Annotated in this window: 23 protein-coding genes; 21 read left to right on the top strand and 2 right to left on the bottom strand. The window is 38.4% G+C overall.

Features of this window, described 5'->3' with window-relative positions; all coding sequences use genetic code 11:
* The first annotated feature begins 577 nt into the window (after positions 1 to 577).
* The 13 genes from rpmH to KFZ58_RS19035 all read left to right on the top strand — a co-directional run bounded on the left by rpmH (position 578) and on the right by KFZ58_RS19035 (position 12,475).
* Positions 578 to 712 (top strand): 50S ribosomal protein L34, encoded by a 135-nt coding sequence (gene rpmH, locus KFZ58_RS19095; RefSeq protein WP_050350585.1) that lies wholly within the window; start codon positions 578 to 580, stop codon positions 710 to 712.
* A gap of 213 nt (positions 713 to 925) precedes the next feature.
* Positions 926 to 1,267, top strand: coding sequence for a ribonuclease P protein component (gene rnpA / locus KFZ58_RS19090; RefSeq protein ID WP_235792864.1), 342 nt, complete (start codon positions 926 to 928; stop codon positions 1,265 to 1,267).
* Between the two features lie 98 nt (positions 1,268 to 1,365).
* Positions 1,366 to 2,142 carry a YidC family membrane integrase SpoIIIJ gene (spoIIIJ, locus tag KFZ58_RS19085; RefSeq protein ID WP_235792863.1) on the top strand — a complete coding sequence of 259 codons (777 nt, stop codon included), beginning with the start codon at positions 1,366 to 1,368 and terminating at the stop codon, positions 2,140 to 2,142.
* The gene (gene jag / locus KFZ58_RS19080; protein WP_235792862.1) at positions 2,139 to 2,750 is read left to right on the top strand and encodes an RNA-binding cell elongation regulator Jag/EloR; all 612 of its coding nucleotides are present in this window, start codon (positions 2,139 to 2,141) and stop codon (positions 2,748 to 2,750) included. The genes spoIIIJ and jag overlap by 4 nt, the downstream gene beginning before the upstream one ends.
* A 660-nt stretch (positions 2,751 to 3,410) precedes the next feature.
* Positions 3,411 to 3,653: a YozQ family protein gene (locus KFZ58_RS19075; protein WP_235792861.1), complete on the top strand. Its 243-nt coding sequence runs from the start codon at positions 3,411 to 3,413 to the stop codon at positions 3,651 to 3,653.
* Between the two features lie 187 nt (positions 3,654 to 3,840).
* Positions 3,841 to 5,217 (top strand): tRNA uridine-5-carboxymethylaminomethyl(34) synthesis GTPase MnmE, encoded by a 1,377-nt coding sequence (gene mnmE / locus KFZ58_RS19070; protein WP_235792860.1) that lies wholly within the window; start codon positions 3,841 to 3,843, stop codon positions 5,215 to 5,217.
* Between the two features lie 25 nt (positions 5,218 to 5,242).
* Positions 5,243 to 7,129: a tRNA uridine-5-carboxymethylaminomethyl(34) synthesis enzyme MnmG gene (mnmG, locus tag KFZ58_RS19065; protein WP_235792859.1), complete on the top strand. Its 1,887-nt coding sequence runs from the start codon at positions 5,243 to 5,245 to the stop codon at positions 7,127 to 7,129.
* A gap of 64 nt (positions 7,130 to 7,193) precedes the next feature.
* A complete protein-coding gene (gene rsmG, locus KFZ58_RS19060; protein WP_235792858.1) occupies positions 7,194 to 7,910 on the top strand; it encodes a 16S rRNA (guanine(527)-N(7))-methyltransferase RsmG in 717 nt (238 codons plus the stop codon).
* Between the two features lie 224 nt (positions 7,911 to 8,134).
* Positions 8,135 to 9,001: a nucleoid occlusion protein gene (gene noc / locus KFZ58_RS19055; RefSeq protein WP_235794783.1), complete on the top strand. Its 867-nt coding sequence runs from the start codon at positions 8,135 to 8,137 to the stop codon at positions 8,999 to 9,001.
* Between the two features lie 211 nt (positions 9,002 to 9,212).
* Entirely contained in the window at positions 9,213 to 9,986 is a 774-nt protein-coding gene (locus KFZ58_RS19050) for a ParA family protein (protein ID WP_235792857.1), read from the top strand.
* Positions 9,967 to 10,806, top strand: coding sequence for a ParB/RepB/Spo0J family partition protein (locus tag KFZ58_RS19045; RefSeq protein WP_235792856.1), 840 nt, complete (start codon positions 9,967 to 9,969; stop codon positions 10,804 to 10,806). Before KFZ58_RS19050 ends, KFZ58_RS19045 begins: the two co-directional genes overlap by 20 nt.
* Before the next feature lie 257 nt (positions 10,807 to 11,063).
* Entirely contained in the window at positions 11,064 to 11,768 is a 705-nt protein-coding gene (locus KFZ58_RS19040; protein WP_235792855.1) for a DUF554 domain-containing protein, read from the top strand.
* An 80-nt stretch (positions 11,769 to 11,848) separates the two neighbouring features.
* Positions 11,849 to 12,475, top strand: a complete 627-nt coding sequence (locus tag KFZ58_RS19035; protein WP_235792854.1) for a transporter — start codon at positions 11,849 to 11,851, stop codon at positions 12,473 to 12,475.
* 202 nt (positions 12,476 to 12,677) lie between these two features.
* Here KFZ58_RS19035 and yyaC read toward each other — a convergent pair whose 3' ends face one another.
* Positions 12,678 to 13,295 (bottom strand): spore protease YyaC, encoded by a 618-nt coding sequence (gene yyaC, locus KFZ58_RS19030; RefSeq protein WP_235792853.1) that lies wholly within the window; start codon positions 13,293 to 13,295, stop codon positions 12,678 to 12,680.
* An 88-nt stretch (positions 13,296 to 13,383) separates the two neighbouring features.
* On the opposite strand from yyaC, the gene KFZ58_RS19025 reads away from it, so the two are divergent.
* From KFZ58_RS19025 to rpsR, 7 genes are all read left to right on the top strand, one after another.
* Positions 13,384 to 14,412, top strand: a complete 1,029-nt coding sequence (locus KFZ58_RS19025; protein WP_235792852.1) for a YkvI family membrane protein — start codon at positions 13,384 to 13,386, stop codon at positions 14,410 to 14,412.
* 14 nt (positions 14,413 to 14,426) lie between these two features.
* Entirely contained in the window at positions 14,427 to 15,332 is a 906-nt protein-coding gene (locus tag KFZ58_RS19020; protein WP_235792851.1) for a mechanosensitive ion channel family protein, read from the top strand.
* Positions 15,333 to 15,367: 35 nt separating this feature from the next.
* Positions 15,368 to 15,568 carry a DUF951 domain-containing protein gene (locus KFZ58_RS19015; RefSeq protein WP_235792850.1) on the top strand — a complete coding sequence of 67 codons (201 nt, stop codon included), beginning with the start codon at positions 15,368 to 15,370 and terminating at the stop codon, positions 15,566 to 15,568.
* A gap of 211 nt (positions 15,569 to 15,779) precedes the next feature.
* Positions 15,780 to 16,880 (top strand): redox-regulated ATPase YchF, encoded by a 1,101-nt coding sequence (ychF, locus tag KFZ58_RS19010; RefSeq protein ID WP_235792849.1) that lies wholly within the window; start codon positions 15,780 to 15,782, stop codon positions 16,878 to 16,880.
* 143 nt (positions 16,881 to 17,023) lie between these two features.
* Positions 17,024 to 17,314: a 30S ribosomal protein S6 gene (gene rpsF / locus KFZ58_RS19005; RefSeq protein ID WP_235792848.1), complete on the top strand. Its 291-nt coding sequence runs from the start codon at positions 17,024 to 17,026 to the stop codon at positions 17,312 to 17,314.
* Positions 17,315 to 17,329: 15 nt separating this feature from the next.
* On the top strand, positions 17,330 to 17,812 hold the full coding sequence (gene ssb, locus KFZ58_RS19000) for a single-stranded DNA-binding protein (protein WP_235792847.1): 483 nt from the start codon (positions 17,330 to 17,332) through the stop codon (positions 17,810 to 17,812).
* 21 nt (positions 17,813 to 17,833) lie between these two features.
* Positions 17,834 to 18,067, top strand: a complete 234-nt coding sequence (rpsR, locus tag KFZ58_RS18995; RefSeq protein ID WP_235792846.1) for a 30S ribosomal protein S18 — start codon at positions 17,834 to 17,836, stop codon at positions 18,065 to 18,067.
* A 292-nt stretch (positions 18,068 to 18,359) separates the two neighbouring features.
* Here rpsR and KFZ58_RS18990 read toward each other — a convergent pair whose 3' ends face one another.
* Positions 18,360 to 18,812 (bottom strand): DUF1189 family protein, encoded by a 453-nt coding sequence (locus KFZ58_RS18990; protein WP_235792845.1) that lies wholly within the window; start codon positions 18,810 to 18,812, stop codon positions 18,360 to 18,362.
* 315 nt (positions 18,813 to 19,127) lie between these two features.
* On the opposite strand from KFZ58_RS18990, the gene KFZ58_RS18985 reads away from it, so the two are divergent.
* Complete coding sequence (locus tag KFZ58_RS18985; protein ID WP_235792844.1) at positions 19,128 to 20,078, top strand: YybS family protein; 951 nt, start codon at positions 19,128 to 19,130, stop codon at positions 20,076 to 20,078.
* Positions 20,079 to 20,100 lie beyond the last annotated feature (22 nt).

The raw sequence follows: 20,100 nt of genomic DNA, 5'->3' as shown, positions 1-20,100 counted from the left end.
GAATATTTCACTCCTTTCCACATATATATATGATAGAAAAAGCCTCTCTCAATCTAGCAAAAGATGGAAAGGCAAAATATATATTGCTTTTAACATTTATTTGGTTATTTGTTTGTGGATAGAAAAACATAGTAATGATCAAATTCCTGATCGCTTATGTACAATATCCACATTTCTGTTGAAAAAAATATAAAGATAGTGTGAATATCTATCCACAATTAATCCACAAGTCGTGGATAACTTTAACTCTATTTTTAGATTTACACATGTTAAACACTAATATAATATCAAATAAAAAGGGAATTAGCAATGTATTTTCGACAGTTATCCACAATTTCAACCGGTTGTGTAGAAAGTTCTTCCACATCCCTATATTTTGTGATTAACTTGTCAATATGTGTTGTGGATAGGGAAAAAATTGTCGAATAAAGATGAACATAGTGTTGTGGATAAGAATATGTAAAATGAAAGTTGACATATTGGTTTTGTATTACTATAATTACAGAGACTGTTTATGGACATTCAGATTTAAGTTGGATATTTTAGAGGAAAGATCCCTCTGGGAGGTGCAAGATAGATGAAAAGAACATTTCAACCAAATAATCGGAAAAGAAAAAAGGTACACGGTTTTCGTACGCGGATGAGCACGAAAAACGGTCGTAAAGTTATAGCTCGTCGTCGTCGTAAAGGAAGAAAGGTATTATCTGCATAGGCCACTGAAAAGTCAGTGGTCTTTTTTCCGCTTTAAGAAATTTTTTGGCAGATAGGAAAGTATAAAACTTCCTATCTGCATAAGTGCAATTAAGGCACTCGGCATCAAAAGGCTTGGCGAATCCCAAGTTTTAGTTTTCTAAGGAATACGGCTTACGTGGGCTGTATTTCATTACATAGATGTTATTTAGGTGAGTAGTAAAGGTGATAATGGATGAAGAAAGAATTTCGTATAAAGAAGAACGAAGAATTTCAATATGTGTTTAAGCACGGGAAATCTTTTGCCAACAGGCAGCTGGTCATATATTATGTAAGAAAACCAGCGCAATATCATTTTCGGATTGGGCTTTCAGTAGGTAAGAAAATTGGAAATGCTGTAACACGAAATCGGATTAAACGATACCTGCGTCAAGCTTTTCAGGAATTGGAAGATAGCATCCCCAACACATATGATATTGTCATTATCGCGAGACAGCCAACAAAGAAAATGGGGGCTGCAGAAATTAAAAAAAGTTTAAACCACTTATTATATAAAGAACATTTACGAAAAAAATAATGACAAAAGCTGTTTTAATATAGAAACCTTATCTTATATAAGGTAGAATAAATAGTGCAAACTGATAGGGATTTGTTAATTAGTTAGGAGGAAACATTTTGCGTAAGAAGCACATTTTGCTTCTGACCTTAATCGGGTTAGTAGCATTACTTGCCGGTTGTACAGAAATTAATCAACCGATAACGGAAGAAAGCACTGGAATTTGGAACAACTGGTTTGTATACCCTTTATCTTGGTTTATCACATACATGGCTGAACTGTTTAACGAAAATTATGGTTTAGCAATTATTATTGTAACGATTCTTGCCCGCTTGTTGTTGTTACCATTAAACATAAAACAACTAAAAAGTTCAAGAGCCATGCAGGAGATCCAGCCAAAGCTTCAGGAATTACAAAAACAATACAGCTCTAAAGATCAAAAAACGCAACAAAAGCTTCAAGAAGAAACGATGGCTTTATTCCAGAAAAATGGGGTAAATCCACTCGCCGGCTGTTTGCCGATTTTTGTGCAAATGCCAATATTAATCGCCATGTACCATGCGATCATGCGAACAGAGGAAATTAGTACACATAGTTTCCTATGGTTTGAGTTGGGTTCACCGGATCCTTACTTTATATTACCATTGATTGCTGGTGGGGCAACCTTTTTCCAGCAGAAATTAATGATGGCAGGAAGTCCTGCTGCAAATAATCCGCAAATGCAAGTGATGCTTTACGTGATGCCGATTATGATTGGTGTGTTTGCGATTTTCTTCCCAGCAGCATTAGCCCTGTATTGGGTAGTAGGTAACGTCTTTATGGTTGCTCAGACTCTTCTTATAAATAAACCGATGATGCGTAATAATAACAACAATACTGGAGGAGACAAAAAGTGAGAGAGATAACTGCTAGTGGACAAACAGTTGAAGAAGCGGTCCAATCAGCATTAGAGCAGTTAGACACAACTAAGGACCAGGTAGATATTGAAGTTATTGATGAAGGTAAAAAAGGGTTACTCGGTTTTGGATCCAAGCGCGCAATAGTAAAAGTAACAATCAGTAAAGATCCAATTCAGGAAACAGAGAATTTTATTAAAGAAGTTACGAAGCATATGAATGTAGATGCGAATATCTCAACAACCATTGAAGCGAACCATGTCACCTTTGAATTAAGTGGCGATAATATCGCTATATTAATTGGAAAGCGTGGACAGACGCTCAATGCATTGCAATATTTAGTACATCTAGCGCTTAATAAAGATAATAACCAATTTTATTCTGTTACATTGGACGCAGAAGGATACCGCGGCCGTCGAAAAGAAACACTGCAATCCTTAGCGTCGAAAATGGCGGATAAAGCAATCCATTTAAATAAAAAAGTAGCACTTGAACCAATGCCGGCATTCGAGCGAAAAATAATTCATAGTTCCCTGCAAAGTCGGGGAGACGTTTCGACGTACTCTGATGGCGATGAACCTCACCGGCATATTGTGATTAAACCGTAGATTAAATATAGCTGTTTAAACGATTGGGACTGCACCAAATGTTTGCTCCATCGAAAACATTTGGTGCTTTTATACAAAAAATATAAAAGACGATACAGTGACAATTCTTTGCTAGTTGAGAGCAGGGATTCGCTGCGGAAATACATTCCGCTTTCCGCGGGCGGCTGATGAGCCTCCTTGTGCTGGCGCACTGCGGAGTCTCATCTAGGCCTCTGCTCCCGCAGGAGTCTCCATGTATTTCCTCCGCTGAGTGTTCCGGTTACTCCACTAAATTGCATTAGTAGTCAGTATCCAAAACATTGAACCACCTCACCAGTTCGGGTGAGCGGAGGACCGTTGACTCCTGCGGGAATAGCACGTGTCTGAAGACCCCGCAGAGTGGGTTTCTCGAGGAGGATGAAGCCGTGCCCTAAGGTGTGCAACGGTCCGGAGCGATCCCGAACGCGACGATAATAGAAATACTTATAGCTAACAGTAATTACGTCGTCGTTTATATCAACTACTAAGATTTAAAAGCAACAATACGTACGAAAAGAGTCTAAATAAAGAATAACGTTTCAAAGCCGCCTGTTTTCCTGTTGGAAGGCAGGCGAATTTTATTTTGGATACTCATAAGTTGCGTTGTTTTGTAAAACCTAAGCCTAAAAGGAGGGCTTAGTGATGGATAAAAAAGAACATGTAATCAAGGAAAATGCGCGTGAAGTCGCCAATAAAACGTATCAACGATCTGATTACGAGCAAAATGACCAACTGTCCAAAGGAATGGCAATTACTCATGAACAGGTATCAGATGGCTATACAGAAGGTACAATTGATGGAAAAATAGATGAGACTAATGAAAATGATACGTTACGTAGTCATGATGGTGAAAAAATAGAAAGAAAAGGGTATGGGAAGAAATAGTTTTATACTAAATAATATAGCTGAGAAATTCCGTTTATTCACATGTGGATGAACGGAATTTGTTGTTGGAAGAATTTTTTCTGTGGATAAGTTTATTTTTATCGTAATTTATGATATTCTTTCTTGTTAGTGACAATAAAATTAAAATGAAATTTTTATATAGAATATGTTGTTGGAGGTGGAAGTGATGGAGACAGATACAATTACTGCAATATCAACCCCTACCGGTGAAGGTGCAATCGCGATTGTAAGATTGAGTGGGCGTGAGGCAATTGCGATTACAGCAGAATTTTTCCGAGGGAAAGATTTAAACGAGGTAGCGTCACATACGATGCATTACGGGAAAATAATAGATCCAGCAACATCCGATGTAGCAGAGGAAGTAATGGTTTCCGTCATGCGTGCACCGAAAACATTTACAAGAGAAGATGTTGTGGAGATCAATTGCCATGGTGGGATGGTTGCAGTTAATCGTGTGTTGGAAATCGTATTGGCTAGTGGCCCCAGATTAGCGGAGCCGGGGGAATTTACAAAACGCGCATTCTTACATGGGCGTATTGATTTATCACAGGCAGAAGCGGTAATGGATTTAATCCGGTCAAAAACGGATAAAGCAATGTCTGTCGCATTAAAACAAATGGACGGACGTCTTTCAGGACTTATTAAAGATTTAAGACAGGATTTACTGGAAACTGTTGCACATGTCGAGGTGAATATTGATTACCCGGAATATGATGACGTAGAAGAAATGTCACACAATGTAATGCGCGATAAAACAAAAGAGGTCCATAAAGAGATTGATGATCTTTTGGAAGTAGCCAAGCAGGGGAAAATACTGCGGGAAGGCCTGGCAACAGCAATTATTGGGCGTCCGAATGTAGGAAAATCCTCATTAATGAATACCCTTGTGCAGGAAAATAAAGCAATTGTCACAGAAGTTCCTGGCACGACGCGTGATGTTATTGAGGAATATGTGAATGTCCGCGGGGTTCCGCTACGCTTAGTCGATACAGCCGGAATACGTGAAACAGAAGATATCGTTGAAAAAATCGGCGTCGAGCGTTCCAGACAGGTGTTAAATGAATCAGATCTCATATTAATTGTGTTAAACTATAATGACGAACTTACAGAAGAAGATGTGAAGCTCTTTGATGCGATTCAAGGACTTGAATATATTGTAATTATTAACAAGACAGATCTGGAGCACAAGCTTAATTTAGATAAAGTGAAAGAGATGGCGGAAGGAAATCCTATTGTGACAACTTCGCTTATTAAAGAAGAGGGTATTAACGAACTGGAATCAGCGATTGCAACAACCTTCTTTGCCGGCGAAATTGATACAGGTGATTTAACCTATGTATCGAACGTAAGGCATATTCAATTACTGAAACAGGCAAATCTTGCATTAGAGGACGCCATGGAAGGCATTGATATGGGAATGCCACTTGATATTATACAGATTGACGTTACCCGCGCATGGGAATTTTTAGGGGAAATTATTGGAGATACGGCCAGTGACGGCTTAATCAATCAATTATTCTCGCAATTTTGTCTAGGGAAATAAAAAGGAAAAGAAAGGATGAAAAATAATGACATATGATGCAGGCCATTATGACGTAATCGTGATTGGTGCCGGTCATGCTGGTGTTGAAGCTGGTGTAGCCGCATCAAGAATGGGTGCAAAGACATTAATGCTGACATTGAATTTAGATATGGTTGCTTTTATGCCATGTAATCCGTCACTCGGTGGCCCTGCAAAGGGGATCGTCGTTCGTGAAGTTGACGCACTTGGTGGCGTAATGGCAAAAGTGATTGATAAAACGTATATCCAAATGCGCATGTTAAATACAGGAAAAGGACCTGCCGTACAAGCATTACGTGCCCAAGCGGATAAACCTTTATATATAAAAGAAATGAAAAATGTAATCGAAAACGAGGAAAACCTGACACTTCGCCAAGGAATGGTTGACCAGTTAGTTGTGGAAGACGGCGTATGCAAGGGCGTTATTACAGAATCAAAAGCGAAGTACTCAGCAGAAACGGTGATTATTACAACAGGTACGTTTAACCGTGGGAGAGTATTAATGGGTGATTTGGATTATGAAAGTGGCCCAAATAATCAACGTGTATCTGTGAAACTGTCGGAGCATTTAGAGGAACTTGGCTTTGAACTTACACGATTTAAAACAGGAACGCCACCTCGTGTAAACAGTCATACCATTGATTACTCAAAAACAGAGATTCAACCAGGAGATGAAAAGCCACAAGCTTTTTCCTATGAAACAACCGAATTTATTACCGATCAAATCCCGTGTTGGTTAACCTATACCAATGAAGTCACACATCAAATGATTAATGATAACCTGGAACTTTCCGCCATGTACTCTGGCATGAAGCGCGGTACAGGTCCACGGTATTGTCCATCTATTGAAGATAAAATAGTACGTTTTAATGATAAACCGCGCCATCAAGTATTCCTCGAGCCAGAAGGAAGGGATACGGAAGAGGTTTATGTGCAAGGATTGTCGACTTCCTTACCTGAATCGGTGCAGCATGGTATGGTTAGAAGTGTGCCAGGACTTGAGAATGCGGAAATTATGCGTGCAGGCTATGCGATTGAATATGACGCGATCGTTCCAACACAGCTTTGGCCAACCCTTGAAACGAAAAAAATCCCAGGCCTTTTTACAGCAGGGCAGATTAATGGAACATCCGGTTATGAAGAAGCAGCAGCGCAAGGTATTATGGCAGGCATTAACGCTGCAGCAAAAGTAACGGGCAAGGATCCTGTCATTTTAGATCGTTCACAAGCTTATATCGGTGTACTAATCGACGATTTAGTAACAAAAGGAACAAACGAACCGTATCGTCTTTTGACATCACGTGCCGAATATCGTCTACTACTGCGTCACGATAATGCCGATTTGCGTCTAACAGAGACAGGCTATAAGCTTGGTACAGTATCCGAAGATCGCTATAAGAAATTTGTCGAAAAAAATAATGCTGTCGAAGCAGAGAAAAAACGCTTAAGCAAAATAACTGTTAAACCAACAGCAGATGTAAATAAAGTGATGGCAGAAGCCGGTACTGCACCTTTAAAAGAGGCGATAAAAGCATATGAACTATTAAGACGTCCGGAACTTAACTATGATATAGTCGAACGTATGATTGAACCGAATCCGGAACTCACGCAGATAGTAAGAGAACAGGTTGGTATTCAAATCAAGTATGAAGGCTATATTAAAAAGGCAAATGAACAAGTTGCTCGTATGTTGAAGATGGAAGATAAAAAAATTCCGGAAGATATTGATTATGAAGATATTAGTGGTATTGCGACAGAAGCAAGACAAAAATTGAAAAAAATCCGCCCATTGTCAGTAGGGCAGGCATCCAGAATATCCGGCGTAAACCCAGCAGATGTTTCTATTTTGCTTGTGTATATCGAGCAGGGGAATATCGCCCGTGTTGCCAATTAACCTAAGCGGATGTCCAAAAAGTCTGGTACTTTTTGGACACGCATTTTAAGGAGATTTCATGCCAATGAATCCGCAACATTTCAGAGAAGCATTAAGTGAAAAAGGAATTGTATTAAGTGATCATCAAATGGAGCAATTTTCCATTTATTTTCGAACATTAGTAGAATGGAATGAAAAGATAAATCTGACATCCTTAACAGATGAAGAAGATGTTTATTTAAAGCATTTCTATGACTCGATAGCATTAGCTTTTCATTATGATTTTAAAAGTGATATTTCTATTTGTGATGTAGGTGCTGGGGCTGGTTTTCCAAGCATCCCACTTAAAATATGTTTCCCTCATTTACATGTAACTATTGTAGACTCACTAAAAAAGCGGATTACCTTTTTAAATCACTTAGCAACACAGCTTGAGCTAACGAACGTAGCATTTCATCATGATCGGGCAGAAAATTTCGGTAAAAATCGCGCGTTCAGGGAGACATTCGATATAGTGACAGCCAGGGCGGTTGCGCGAATGTCTGTATTAAGTGAATTATGTTTACCACTTGTAAAGAAGAATGGTTTATTTATTGCAATGAAAGGTTCCAAAGCCCATGAGGAATTAGAGGACGGGGAATCTGCTATCGCATTATTAGGTGGAAAAATAGATAAAACCCACACATTCATGTTGCCTCAAGAGGACAGTGAACGATCGATTGTAATGATAAATAAGACGGGAAACACGCCAAAAAAGTATCCAAGAAAAGCTGGAACACCAAATAAAGAGCCTATTTTATAAAGGTGTTTCCAGCATTTTATTTTTTCATAGATAAACTTTTAATTATTTCGTACTTTTTCGAGTCTATTTATGGTAAAATATAATATAGGTGTGGGATTGGCTATTCACTGATGTGTAATAGTGTTTTTTAATTGTTTCACGTGAAACAATTTTTACATAGATTGTTAGTTTTTCTAGTTTCTAATATATAGAGTATAAGTTGAATATAAAGGTGGTGTCTGATGATGGTACGTCCTTTTAGTCGAGTGTTTGGTTTGGGGGATAAATCTGATTCTGAACCAGAAGAGGAAATTTATCATCCGGACGAAGTGATGCAGCTTCCAGTAAATAAGATCGAACCCAATCGGTATCAACCGAGATCTATTTTTAGTGATGAAAAAATAAATGAGTTAGCTCAAACAATTCATACACACGGAATGATTCAACCAATTATTGTTCGAGAATTGGAAGGCGAAGATGATAAAAAATACGAGATTATTGCTGGTGAGCGAAGATGGCGAGCTGTTCAATCACTAGAATGGGAGAATATCTCCGCGATCATCCGCAATATGACAGAGGCAGAAACAGCGTCTGTAGCTTTAATTGAAAACCTTCAACGGGAAGAATTAACCGTTATTGAAGAAGCGACCGCATATGATCAATTATTGAAGCTTCATGATTTAACACAAGAGGCTTTAGCACAAAGACTAGGTAAAAACCAATCGACAATTGCAAATAAACTAAGGTTACTAAAGCTTTCCGAAGAGGTACAGCAAGCAATATTAAATAAGGAAATCACGGAACGTCATGCGCGTGCTTTGATTAAATTAAGTGAACCCGAAGAACAAGTGAAAGTCTTACAGGCTATTTTGGAAAATGATTTAAATGTGAAACAGACAGAAGAGCGCATTGCTAAAATGCAAAAGCCAGACGCGGGCCAAAAGAAAAAGCGTACAAAGTTAAAGGGATTTAATAAAGATGTTCGTATCGCCATGAATACAATTCGTCAGTCATTAAACATGGTGTCAGATACAGGTGTTGATGTGGAATCTGATGAAAAGGAACATGATGATTATTATCAAATAACGATTAAAATACCGAAAAAGAAATAATAAATATTATAATATTTTTTAAGTATGCCCATCTTTACAAGGAAGATGGGTGTTTTCAACACAACTCAAATTACATTTTTTTAACAAAAGTAAATATATATAGTAGTTGGTATCGAATTAGTGATAGAATAGAAGATATAGCATTTTATAAGAATTTTGGCCATTAAAAGTGGACGAAAAAAGAACGTTTTTCTAATAGGTAGGTGTCAACATGGGAAAAATTATGTCCATCGCAAATCAAAAAGGTGGCGTTGGAAAGACAACTTCATCGGTTAACTTAAGTGCAGGACTTGCACAATTAGGTAATAAAGTATTACTTGTAGATATAGATCCACAAGGAAACGCGACAAGTGGCGTAGGTATTAATAAAGCGGATATGAATCAATGTATCTATAATGTTTTAGTAGAAGATTTACCAGCTGAGGAAGTTTGTGTTTCAACAAATGTAAGCAACTTAGATATTATACCTGCAACGATTCAACTTTCTGGAGCAGAAATTGAACTAGTCCAGATCATATCACGAGAAATAAGGCTTAAAAATTCTTTAGCAGAGCTCAAAGAAACATATGATTACATTATTATCGATTGTCCACCATCTTTAGGATTATTAACGCTAAATGCATTAACAGCATCAGACACAGTATTGATTCCAGTCCAGTGTGAATACTATGCACTTGAGGGGCTAAGCCAGTTATTAAATACAATACGCCTTGTGCAAAAACATTTAAATAACCATTTAATGATCGAAGGTGTATTGCTGACAATGCTGGATGCCCGAACAAATTTAGGAATACAGGTAATTGAAGAGGTTAAAAAATATTTTCAGGATAAAGTCTATAAATCTGTCATTCCACGTACGGTACGTTTAGGAGAGGCCCCAAGTCATGGGCAGCCAATTCTTACGTATGATCCAAAATCAAAAGGAGCAGATGTATATCTTGAATTAGCAAAGGAAGTGGTTGCCAATGGCGAAAGGGTTGGGTAAAGGTATTAATGCTTTATTTCCTGACATTGAGAAACAAGACGATGATACAGTCCATGAAATTGCTATAGGCGAATGTAGACCGAATCCTTATCAACCTAGAAAAAACTTCCAGGCAGATGCCATAGAGGAATTGAAGGAATCTATCTTAGAATACGGGATTATTCAGCCATTAATTGTCCGCAAAAGCATTAAAGGGTATGAAATTGTAGTAGGGGAACGACGCTATCGTGCTGCGAAAGAGGCTGGCCTGGAAACTGTTCCTGCTGTTGTAAAAGAACTAACGGACGAAAAAATGATGGAACTTGGATTACTGGAAAACCTGCAACGAGAAGATTTAACACCAATCGAAGAAGCACACGCGTATGCTAATTTAATGAACGAGCTAAAAGTAACACAGGATGAACTATCAAAGCGTTTAGGTAAAAGCCGCTCCCACATAGCTAATATTGTTCGCCTGCTCTCTTTGCCTGATCAAGTAATTGCATATATTAATAATGGAGAACTTTCAATGGGGCATGGACGTGCATTATTAGGATTAAAGAATAAAGATAAATTAGTCACGTTTGTTAATAAAATACGCAAAGAAAATTTGAATGTCAGACAGGTAGAACAGTTAATCATCCAATTAAATGAAGAGCCTGCACCAAAGAAAAAGGAAAAACTGAAAAAGGATGTATTTATACAGGAAAGAGAATCTGTATTAAGAGATCGTCTAGGAACGGGTGTAACTATTCATCGGGGTAAACGTAAAGGGAAGATCGAAATTGAATTTTATACGGATGATGACCTGGAGCGTCTCATTGATGTATTGGAAAAATAAACTTGTTTGATTGAAGACTGACGCAGATTTTGCGTTAGTCTTTTGTTATAATGTAGAGATAGTAAAATGTTTTTATTTATTCATTGGCTAAACGCTATTTGCGTTGAAAGCATGTGAGATCTGGTTCACCCTACATTCCTGGCTATAAAATAAGTTCTCTAATAATAAATTTTAAAATTGTTCCACGTGAAACAATTTATTGCTTCTGAAGTCTATAAAGATAATTACATAAAATAATCGACAATGGAGATGGATCAATGGTTTTATTCGGTACATTAGTGAATGGGGCGTTAATTGTTGCTGGAAGTTTACTTGGCTTATTTTTTACAAAAATTCCAGAAAGATTTAAGGAAACAGTCATGCATGGAATTGGGCTTGCTGTACTGTTTATTGGATTACAAATGGCTTTTGAAACAGACAAAATTATTGTTGTTCTATTAAGTTTGCTTACCGGAGGAATTATTGGTGAGTTGCTACGTTTGGAGGAGGGACTTAACCGACTCGGGGGATGGATAGGCAGCAAATTCACAACAACAAAAGATGACTTTAGTGTAGCACAGGGTTTTGTGACGGCATCTTTAATATTTGTCATTGGTGCTATGGCAGTTATTGGAGCTTTGGATAGCGGCCTTCGCGGTGACCATGAGCTATTAATAACCAAGGGGGTTATGGATGGATTTGTTGCGCTTGTGTTAACAACAACATTAGGTTTTGGTGTTATGCTTTCTGTCGTTCCTGTTGTGCTTTATCAGGGGGCAATTGCATTACTCGCAACATATATCAACCAATGGCTGCCAGAGGCTTTTCTGAACGGATTGATTGTAGAGCTCACTGCTGTAGGAGGACTTTTGATTCTAGCAATCGGATTTAACCTATTAAAAATTACACAAATCCGTATTGGGAATCTATTACCATCTATCGTGACAGTTGCTGTAGTCTATTATATCTATCAACTATTTTAATAATTTCTATGGGGCCTGTCCCTTACTACTTTAATGTACTATCGTAAGGGGTCAGGCTCCTTAAAATGAGGAGATACATGATGCAACGCGTGATGAAAATTGCATATGAGGGAATTATGATTCTCCTAGTTATGCTTACAATCATTACAATATGGACTGAAGACACCTATAATTCAACTGTGAATTTCATTGTATGGATTATATTTTTTGCTGACTTTTCCATCCGGTTATTAATCTATAAGGAAAAGTGGAATTTTATTAAACAAAATCCATTTATGCTTCTGGCTATCATTCCATTAGATCAGTTCTTTCAGGTGGCTAGAATTGTACGGGTGTTTTATTTATTCCGAATTAAAACGATTGTAAAATATTATGTGACACCATATGTAGAGAAGCTCACGTATAAATCAATCACAATCGTAGGCTCCATCTTTCTCATTCTATTATTAGTTGCATCTGTCGTTATTTGGAACCTGGAAAGTTCCGTTTCTACCTTTATTAATGCTTTATTTGTTGTGGGAAGTCATTTATTATTCTTCGGCCATCAAATTTTCACCATTGAAAATGCCGTTTCAATTTGGATATTAACAGCTACAACGATTGTAGGCGTCGTACTTCAAGGATTAGGACTGCAATGGGCGTTTAATAAAGTGGAAGCTCTTATAAAAAGAAGAAAAGATCGGAAATCCTTATCGCGCGAAGCCTAAGTTAATAAAACGAATTAATACAAAAAATAACTGCCCTAAGGTCCGCAACTGCCCGGAACGAACACGGACGGCGGAGAGTACTCCATATAATGTCGCAGTTTATATTTTTTGTGTCAAAACAACAAATGTTTCCGGTGGGGCGAACCTTTGGTCCAGTCCCAATCCTTTAGAAAGTACCCTAATATATAAAGGGAGTATTAAATCATATCGTTTTTGAATGCTCCTGCTGTTTGATAACTGCAGTAAGCGGATGATTAGATGTCATCCGAGAGTCAATCACACTCAACAATAATGCTATTTTATTTGCCATGTCTGTTACAACGGAAAGTCTTGTGTTTTGTAAAATGGCATGTTCCATAAATCCGCCAATGTTGACTACTCCAGTAATATGCATGTCCCCAATTGCTGGGAGTGGCTTGTTTAGGGCTGCGCCTGGCTTTACTGGTCCTGTCGCCGTAATAAGCTGACCTATAGAATGATCCTTTCCCAGACAGGCATCAACTGCAATGATATAAGGGTTTCGGTGATTATTGTTAATTTGTTTGAAGTATTCTTCTAAATTTGTTGCATGGACTGGTTCGTGTAAGGTTCCATAAATGGTTAGATGCTTTGGTTTCATTGCGGAGAAGGTTGTCCCGGCTAATGGCCCGAGTGCATCTCCTGTAGAACGATCTGTCCCGATACAGACAACGATATACTCACGCGGGAATGGAAGAAGCCATGAAATTATTTTTTCACTCATTCTCGTGAGTAATTCGGGATCGGTATGTAACATTCTCATCGTCTCTTTTTTCGGATTAAAACGGTTTTTAAGATTCATAGCTTAGCCTCCACAATCATATTGGTATAGTATACGGATATTTTCATCGTTCTATACATCGATTCTGAAAAATATTGGAGGAACTGGGATGTGGAGTGCAGGTCTGAAATGGATGTTTTTAATTATAGGGACGACAATTGGAGCAGGTTATGCTTCCGGAAGAGAATTATGGCAATTTTTTGGCCATGAAAGTGGACTGGCTATTCTTTTGTTTGTTATCTTTTTCTCGGTGTCATGTGGTGTGATTTTAAAGGTTAGTTATGAGCGTAAATCAACACAGTATCTGCCGGTATTACGTGAAATTGTGGGTGGAAGATTAACCGGATTCTATGATGTTATGATATTTTTATATTTGTTCACGACTACTGTTGTCATGATTGCTGGAAGTGGGGCGACAGGACAGGCGTTTAACTTACCCTATTGGTTGGGTATAGGTATTATGGTTATTGCTTTGATTATTTTATTTTTGAAGGATATAAATGGTTTATTAGCAATGAATCAATTTATTTTGCCGCTTTTACTTGGCGGGCTTCTATTTATTCTATTATTATTTACCATCGATCAGGAGTTGGCATTGTTTTCCCATTGGCAGGAACAGCGGAATTGGACTGCAGCATTCCCGTTTACGGCATTGAATATTCTGCCATTAATAGCGGTACTTGGAGCAATTGGGAATAAGATCAGATCAAGGCAGGAAATTTGGATTGCGTGTGTGGGTAGTGGACTTATATTAGGGGTTATTTCCTATATTTACAATAATAGCTTAATTCAAATTGCTGATGAATTGTTGTTATATGAAATACCTTTATTTGCGATACTGAAGCATTATCCATTTGAAATACTTATATTGATGAGTATTCTGCTTTGGTTTGCTATTTTCACAACGGCAGCAGCTGGGGTGCTTGGAATTGTAACTAGGATAAAGGACTATTTTAAGAAACCCTTATGGTTGATTGTCATCGTAACCTTAGCTACAATGATTCCATTAACGCAATTAGGATTTTCAACATTGGTTGCCTATGTTTACCCTGTGTATGGGATATTAAATTTATATGTACTGACCCGATTGTTGTTATACCCGATTTGGAACAAAATGGAAAATAGACACAGTAATTGAATGGAGGTTACATCATGGAAACAATCACAAATCAATTCACATCTCTATGGGACTATCTGACTGGTCCAGAACTTTGGATAATGATAGGGACTGGTATCTTAAGGATAATCCTTATTTTAGTTTTGGCCGTTACGATTGTGAAAGTCACTAGAAAACTTGTTAATCGACTCTTTAGCAATAGAGAAAAGGGCAGCCGAATTCGAATTACAGAGCGAAGGGAAAATACGCTTAAGAAATTAATTAAAAATGTTGTCGCGTATGTTGTTTATTTTATTGCTTTTATTATGATTCTCGACAACGTATTAGGTTTTCAGGTAGGAGCGCTCTTGGCTGGTGCTGGTGTTGCCGGGCTAGCAATTGGTTTCGGTGCACAGAATCTAGTGCGTGATGTTATTTCCGGATTCTTTATTATCTTTGAAGACCAATTTTCTGTTGGTGATTATGTAGCAGTGGCCGGAGTTGAAGGAACCGTGGAAGAAATTGGTCTGCGCACGACGAAAGTTTTAAGCTGGACAGGCGAAATGAATGTGCTGCCAAACGGTAATGTCACTCAAGTTACCAATTATTCAACTCATAATGGCTTATCTCTCGTAGATATTAATATTCCATATGAAAGCAATGTTGAAGATGCGGAAAGAATCATTAATGAGGTAGCAGCGACGCTACCCGGAAAATATGAATTTATTTTAGGAACACCGGAGATTATCGGTGTACAGAACTTGGAAGTATCCCATTTTGTCATTCGTGTGATCGCAGATACGCTGCCAGGCTTCCAGTGGGCTGGTGAGCGAAATATCCGAAAAGAAATGCAGGATCAATTATACAAAGAAGGTATCCAAATTCCGGCGCCGCGTGTTGTGATGTATAATCGAAGTGATAGAGAAACAATAACAGAGCAAAATAGGGAGCGCGAACAGTAAACGTGGTATAATTGTTGAAAAAAGGAGAAAGCCAAATGGTGGATAAACACTTTGGATTGAACGATGTCGTACAGATGAAAAAGTCGCATCCTTGCGGAGAAAATCGCTGGAAAATTATTCGTATGGGAATGGATATACGGATTAAATGTCAGGGTTGCGGGCACAGTGTTATGATCCCACGAAGGGAATTTACCAAGAAAATGAAAAAAATACTGGAAAAAGCAGAAAATGAATAATTAGTTAAAATTGACTATACTGCCACTAAAGTAGTATTATAGACATAGAGATAGATAGAAAAAGTAAAAATAATAGGGTAAAAGATGAAAATAGGCATACTTCGGTTGCCTATTTTTGCTTTTTACAAGCTTGTCTTTTTAATTTGTTAAATCTATAATTAGGATGACTGACGCGTTCATATGAATGAAATCCTTAAGGAGTGAAAGTTGAATGTCTTTGACAGCAGGAATTGTCGGACTTCCCAATGTAGGAAAATCTACACTTTTCAATGCAATTACACAAGCTGGGGTGGAAGCGGCGAATTATCCGTTTGCTACAATTGATCCCAATGTCGGCATTGTAGAGGTTCCCGACGATCGCTTAAATAAATTAACAGAGTTAGTAAAACCGAAAAAAACAATACCAACAGCTTTTGAATTTACGGATATTGCAGGTATTGTGGAAGGTGCAAGTAAGGGGGAGGGACTAGGAAACCAATTTCTTTCCCATATTCGCCAAGTTGACGCGATTTGTCAGGTGGTGCGTTGTTTCCAGGATGATGATATCACACACGTATCCGGCAAAATTAACCCAATTGATGATATTGAAATCATTAATCTGGAATTAATTTTAGCTGACCTGGAGACAGTTAATAAGCGTTTGCAACGCGTCGAAAAAATGGCTAGGCAAAAGGACAAAGAGGCTTTAGCTGAACAGGACGTTCTCAATCACCTAAAAGCTGGCCTGGAAGGGGAAAAGTCCGTAAGATCACTGGAGTTCACAGAAGACCAATGGAAGATTGTAAAAGGGCTTCATTTACTAACAAGCAAACCAACACTGTATGTGGCAAATGTGAATGAAGATGAGATTGCGGATCCGGACGCGAATGAGAATGTGCAAAGGGTAAAATCGTATGCTGCTAACGAAGGCGCAGAGGTTATTATTGTCTGTGCGAAAATCGAAGCGGAAATTGCTGAACTTGAGCAGGAAGAAAAAGAAATGTACTTAGATGAGTTGGGCATTGCCGAATCCGGCCTGGATCAGCTTATCAAAGCTTCCTATCAATTACTGGGTTTGGCTACGTATTTCACGGCCGGAGAGCAGGAAGTACGCGCATGGACATTCCGCAAAGGCATTAAAGCACCACAAGCAGCAGGAATCATCCACACTGATTTTGAAAGAGGCTTTATTCGTGCAGAAACCGTCTCCTACGATGATTTAATGGATGCAGGATCCATGAATAAAGCCCGCGAAAATGGTAATGTTCGTTTAGAAGGCAAGGAATATTTCGTCAAAGACGGCGATGTTATCCATTTCCGGTTTAATGTGTAAGTTTTAACGTAAAATCAGGATCTCTCGAAGACTTGTTATTTTGTAAAACATTTGGTATAATACACTATTGTGAGTAATGCAAGTGATTACTCCTTGCTCCTTCGATTGAATGGAGCCGCATAGACCAAAAGGAGGTGTACCGGATGAGAAAATACGAAATCATGTATATCATCCGCCCAGACATTGAAGAGGAAGCTCAGACAGCATTAATTGAGCGCTTCAATAAGGTTTTAACCGATAATGGCGCGGAGATTGATAAAGTTGATGAAAAAGGCAAGAAACGTCTTGCTTATGAAATTCAAGACTATCGTGATGGATATTATGTAGTCATTAACTTCAGCAGTGATGTAGAGGCAATTAATGAATTTGATCGCCAAGCGAAGTTCTCTGATGATATTATTCGTCATATGGCAATTCGAGAAGATGATCAATAATAGGGAGTGGTTCTGATGTTAAATCGTGTCGTACTAGTAGGCAGGTTAACGAAGGATCCTGATTTACGTTATACACCAAGCGGAGTGGCAGTAGCCAACTTTACCGTTGCAGTTAATCGTCCATTTACGAACCAACAGGGGAATCGTGATGCGGACTTTCTTAACTGTGTGGTTTGGCGCAGACCGGCCGAAAACCTTGCGAACTACATGAAAAAAGGTAGCATGATCGGTGTAGACGGCCGCCTTCAGTCACGTACATTTGAAGGACAAGATGGTAAAACAGTCTTCGTAACAGAAGTTGTTGCAGATAGTGTACAATTCTTAGAATCAAAAGGTGCCTCTCAAGAAAGAGGACAGGACACATCAGGATTCCAAAACAGAAATCAGAATCAAAACCAGGCTCCATGGCAGAACCAAAATCAGAACCAAAATCAAGAGGACCCATTTAAAAATAATGGAGAGCCTATCGATATATCAGACGATGATTTACCATTCTAAGAAACAAAAGGAGGGTTATCAATGGCAGCTCGTCGCGGACGCGCAAAGCGTAAAAAAGTGTGTTATTTCACAGCAAATGGTATTACACACATCGACTATAAAGACGTTGATTTGCTAAGACGTTTCGTTTCAGAACGTGGAAAAATTCTTCCACGTCGTGTAACTGGAACATCTGCAAAATATCAACGTAAACTTACAAAAGCAATCAAACGCGCTCGTACAATGGCTTTATTGCCATTTGTAGCGGGAGAATAATAATAGTTAAACCTCTAAATCTGGCTGTAGGGCTGGGTTTGGAGGTTTTTTGCTAGTGGAAATTTAAAGCGAGGTGGCAGGTGTTTTAGGGTTCGGGATTCGTGGCTATTGCTTCGGCGTTCGTGTCCGGACATCGGCATTCAGCGGCCCATGTTCGGCACTCGTAGCTCAGGCCTCGGCATTCGACGCTCGAGCCTCGGGTATCGGTTCTATGGATCAGTGGTGAATTCCGTATCGTACGCTGAGTCACTCTAAACTGGGAGACAGCGTCACGAAAGGAAGCCCCACACCTTCACGACCGAATTTTACGCCTCGGATAAACAGAAATAATCATAACGATTAGTACTAGTGTATAAATAAGAGAAAGCAGCAAAAACACGTCACTAACGGGATAAAGCAACGCAATAACAGTGTAAAGTAAAAACGGAATTGTTGTCGTATAGGCAGCCATTTTCCAGAGAATGGAGAAACGTAATTTGCGCCGCATCCCTTTTGCTACTATTGTTGCGATATAGGCAATCAGTGACAGCATGAGAAAAACAATTATCGTCATTGGGAGATAATAGAACATAAAAAAATAAATAAGTAAAAACAAAAAATTTAAATTGGCACTCTGACCTTCGGTTGCTGTTAGTTGATCGATCAATGATGGCATAGAAACAAGTAATAATAGAATAAACATATACACTACCGTTATATCCATTCCAATTCGATTAAGCTTGAAAATTGCCTTTTTACGCGGCAATTTGATACTATGGAGGAATGCTTGCAGGAAAATCATTTTTCTCATCCTTCTGTACCGTTTATTTTTATTATAATAGAAAAGAATTATAAAAGCGTGTCATGCCATGAAAAATCAATGACATTTTCATATGGGGCTATGTCATCCAACTACACTCGGGATATTCCGCATCTTAATTATTAGAAGATCCGCCAAAATATTCCCCGGGAAATAATATTTTCTACGTGTTTCGACATACATAACCCTATAAATCATGTTATCATATTATAATGAGTGAGATTAAATTTAGAAACGTTTTGTTTTAGATGAGGTGCAATTATGAATCAATCAAAGAGGCTAACAGATGGAGCATTACTTACAGCAATATTTATGGTGCTGTTGCTGGTCACCGTTTTTGTTCCTGTGCTATCGATTTTTGCAATGTTTGTGTTGCCGGTACCATTTGTTATATACGCATCAAGATATAATTGGAAACCAACTTTATTAATGCTTGTTGCAGCGATGATTTTGACAACACTTTTTGCTACTGTCTTTTCGTTGCCAATCGCTGTACTTATGGGCTTTGGTGGGTTAATGATTGGAAGCGCGATTTACCAGAATGTATCTGCTTATGAGACATGGGCCCGTGGAACATTTGGCTTTATTGTCGGTTTATTATTTGTTTTTGTGTATAGCCAGGTTTTATTCGATGTAAATTGGATAGAGGAATTTGAATCAGCACTCGCAGAATCCATGCAAATGAGCACGGCATTTTTAGAACAATTTGGCGCTGGAGAGCAGCAGATGGAAGAAACCCAAGAATTACTGGAGCAACAAATTGGATTATTAACAGATCTGTTTCCCGTAGGCTTGGCAGTTGCCGCTGTTGTCCTGGCATTTATTAGCCAATGGCTTAGCTATAAAGTGATAAATCGGATAGAGCGAAAAGAATTGCGGTTTCCACCTTTTCGCATGCTACAATTTCCGGTTTCTGTTATATGGATCTATTTAGCAGCGCTAGTTTTTTCATTTATTGAACTGGATCCGGATAACGTTCTTTACTTAGGGGCTCAAAATCTGCTTGTCATAACAGGCCTGTTAATGTCCCTTCAAGGCATTTCCTTTATATTCTTTTACGCGCATCATAAGAATATCTCAAAAGCAATTCCTATCTTAAGTGTGGTATTGATCGTAATTTTTGCCCCACTACTGTATTTAGTACGCATTTTAGGTATAATTGATATAGGCTTTAGGTTAAGGGATCGCATGACAGATAATAATGAAAAATAAGGTGCACGTAAGTAGGAGCTGA

Origin of the sequence: Virgibacillus sp. NKC19-16 (genome assembly GCF_021560035.1) — a bacterium.
Taxonomy (GTDB): Bacteria; Bacillota; Bacilli; order Bacillales; family Amphibacillaceae; genus Virgibacillus_L; species Virgibacillus_L salidurans.
Note: the sequence above shows the minus strand (reverse complement) of the source record. Positions and strands in the feature narration are given on the sequence as shown.

Coding starts and splice junctions, on each gene's coding strand:
- rpmH (WP_050350585.1), top strand. CDS start 578: ATGAAAAGAACATTTCAACCAAATAATCGGAAAAGAAAAAAGGTACAC.
- rnpA (WP_235792864.1), top strand. CDS start 926: ATGAAGAAAGAATTTCGTATAAAGAAGAACGAAGAATTTCAATATGTG.
- KFZ58_RS19075 (WP_235792861.1), top strand. CDS start 3,411: ATGGATAAAAAAGAACATGTAATCAAGGAAAATGCGCGTGAAGTCGCC.
- mnmE (WP_235792860.1), top strand. CDS start 3,841: ATGGAGACAGATACAATTACTGCAATATCAACCCCTACCGGTGAAGGT.
- mnmG (WP_235792859.1), top strand. CDS start 5,243: ATGACATATGATGCAGGCCATTATGACGTAATCGTGATTGGTGCCGGT.
- rsmG (WP_235792858.1), top strand. CDS start 7,194: ATGAATCCGCAACATTTCAGAGAAGCATTAAGTGAAAAAGGAATTGTA.
- noc (WP_235794783.1), top strand. CDS start 8,135: ATGGTACGTCCTTTTAGTCGAGTGTTTGGTTTGGGGGATAAATCTGAT.
- KFZ58_RS19050 (WP_235792857.1), top strand. CDS start 9,213: ATGGGAAAAATTATGTCCATCGCAAATCAAAAAGGTGGCGTTGGAAAG.
- KFZ58_RS19045 (WP_235792856.1), top strand. CDS start 9,967: ATGGCGAAAGGGTTGGGTAAAGGTATTAATGCTTTATTTCCTGACATT.
- KFZ58_RS19040 (WP_235792855.1), top strand. CDS start 11,064: ATGGTTTTATTCGGTACATTAGTGAATGGGGCGTTAATTGTTGCTGGA.
- KFZ58_RS19035 (WP_235792854.1), top strand. CDS start 11,849: ATGCAACGCGTGATGAAAATTGCATATGAGGGAATTATGATTCTCCTA.
- yyaC (WP_235792853.1), bottom strand. CDS start 13,295: ATGAATCTTAAAAACCGTTTTAATCCGAAAAAAGAGACGATGAGAATG.
- KFZ58_RS19025 (WP_235792852.1), top strand. CDS start 13,384: ATGTGGAGTGCAGGTCTGAAATGGATGTTTTTAATTATAGGGACGACA.
- KFZ58_RS19020 (WP_235792851.1), top strand. CDS start 14,427: ATGGAAACAATCACAAATCAATTCACATCTCTATGGGACTATCTGACT.
- KFZ58_RS19015 (WP_235792850.1), top strand. CDS start 15,368: ATGGTGGATAAACACTTTGGATTGAACGATGTCGTACAGATGAAAAAG.
- ychF (WP_235792849.1), top strand. CDS start 15,780: ATGTCTTTGACAGCAGGAATTGTCGGACTTCCCAATGTAGGAAAATCT.
- rpsF (WP_235792848.1), top strand. CDS start 17,024: ATGAGAAAATACGAAATCATGTATATCATCCGCCCAGACATTGAAGAG.
- ssb (WP_235792847.1), top strand. CDS start 17,330: ATGTTAAATCGTGTCGTACTAGTAGGCAGGTTAACGAAGGATCCTGAT.
- rpsR (WP_235792846.1), top strand. CDS start 17,834: ATGGCAGCTCGTCGCGGACGCGCAAAGCGTAAAAAAGTGTGTTATTTC.
- KFZ58_RS18985 (WP_235792844.1), top strand. CDS start 19,128: ATGAATCAATCAAAGAGGCTAACAGATGGAGCATTACTTACAGCAATA.